The 1622-nt window shown below is 35.3% G+C and carries 1 protein-coding gene; it reads left to right on the forward strand.

Features of this window, described 5'->3' with window-relative positions:
* Positions 1-320 precede the first annotated feature (320 nt).
* Positions 321-1334 (forward strand): bifunctional 3,4-dihydroxy-2-butanone 4-phosphate synthase/GTP cyclohydrolase II, encoded by a 1014-nt coding sequence (locus CYP26_RS00630; RefSeq protein ID WP_103629991.1) that lies wholly within the window; start codon positions 321-323, stop codon positions 1332-1334.
* The last annotated feature ends 288 nt before the right edge of the window (positions 1335-1622 follow it).

Here is a 1622-nt window from a genome sequence, read left to right on the forward strand (position 1 = left end):
TTTATAAATTTAATATAAAATTTCAATTATCTTTATAGTGCTATCAATAAGCTAAAATAACAATTTATTGTTGCCTAACGTCTAAGGCATATTTTAAAATTTAAAGTCAAAATTTGTTTTATCGCGCAAATATATAAATTTTATGTCTATATGATATAAATTTATCCTGCCAAATGGCTAATATCAACCTGAAAAGCTTAAATTTTTTGTGTAAATTCTATTTTTTCTCAAAAGTGATTACCGGCAAAGAAAAAATATGGTTTTTATCTTTTGATTATCAAAATATCAATATAATCGTGAAAATTTATAAAAGGATAATTATGGCACTTGAAAATGTATTAAGAGCGATCGAAGATATAAAAAATGGAAAAATGGTCGTCATGGTCGATGATGAGGACCGCGAAAACGAGGGCGATCTAGTCTTTTCAGCAGCTAGTAGCGACATGCAAAAGGTAAATTTTGCTATCACTCATGCAAAGGGCGTGCTCTGTCTTGCGATGGACGAGGCGAACGCAAAAAGGCTTGATCTACCGCTAATGGTAGCCAAAAACACATCGAGCCATGAGACAGCTTTTACGGTTACGATCGATGCAAAAGACGCAACAACGGGCGTGAGCGCATATGAGCGCGATATGACGATCAGGCTTGCTGCAGAGACCAGCTCAAAGCCTGAAGACTTCGTGCGCCCAGGACACATTTTCCCACTTATCGCAAAAAATGGCGGCGTGCTCGTTCGCACAGGTCACACCGAGGGCTCGGTCGATCTTTGTAAGCTTGCTGGCGTTAGCCCGATGGCTTCGATATGTGAGATAGTAAAAGAAGATGGCACAATGGCAAGGCGCGACTATCTAGAGGAGTTTTGTAAGAAATTTGGACTAAATATGATCAGCGTTTCCGATCTGGTCGAGTATAGACTAAGCCATGAAAGCCTCATAAGAGTTGGCGAAAAAAGCAACGTGATGATCGCAGACTGTGCTGCAGCAAGATACGATATCACCGATCACAAGGGTAAAATCCACTCAGCTTATCTTTTTGGCGAGCCAAAGAGCAAGGTAAATGTCAAATTTCAAAAGATCCTTGCCGATCACGAGCTTTTGAGCAGTTCAAAATATGACGAGCTTTTAAAAACTATTAAATTTCTAAGCCAAAATGGTGGAATTTTGATCTTTTTAGATAGTGACAACTCAAATACTAGCAAAGACTACGGCATTGGAGCGCAAATTTTAAATCACTTTGGCGTCAAGGATATCGAGCTTCTAAGTTCAAATAAAAATAAAGAATTTGTAAGCTTAGCCGGTTTTGGGCTAAATATAGTCGGTTATAAAGAAATTTAAATATCCCAAATTTAGTCAGTTCATCTTAGTTCTGGCTAAATTTAATAATACTTTCTAGATCAAATTTTCGTAGGTCACTCACAAATTTAAACTAGCATTTCACATCAAATTTAATAAGTTTCTCTTTTGTTTAAGTTTATCTAGTATAAATTTAGTATATAAGCCTATTTTTATGCTAATACTAAATATTTTATTGTAAGTATATTTTATGAAATAAATCAAATATAATTAAAAAAATTTCTAACATATCGCCAACTTACGTAACTGGTATAGATTTAATCGATATAC

This window comes from Campylobacter concisus, assembly GCF_002913225.1.
GTDB classification, from domain to species: Bacteria; Campylobacterota; Campylobacteria; order Campylobacterales; family Campylobacteraceae; genus Campylobacter_A; species Campylobacter_A concisus_J.

Bases quoted from the DNA above. Each gene is read 5' to 3' on its own strand.
- CYP26_RS00630 (WP_103629991.1), top strand. From the start codon at position 321: ATGGCACTTGAAAATGTATTAAGAGCGATCGAAGATATAAAAAATGGA.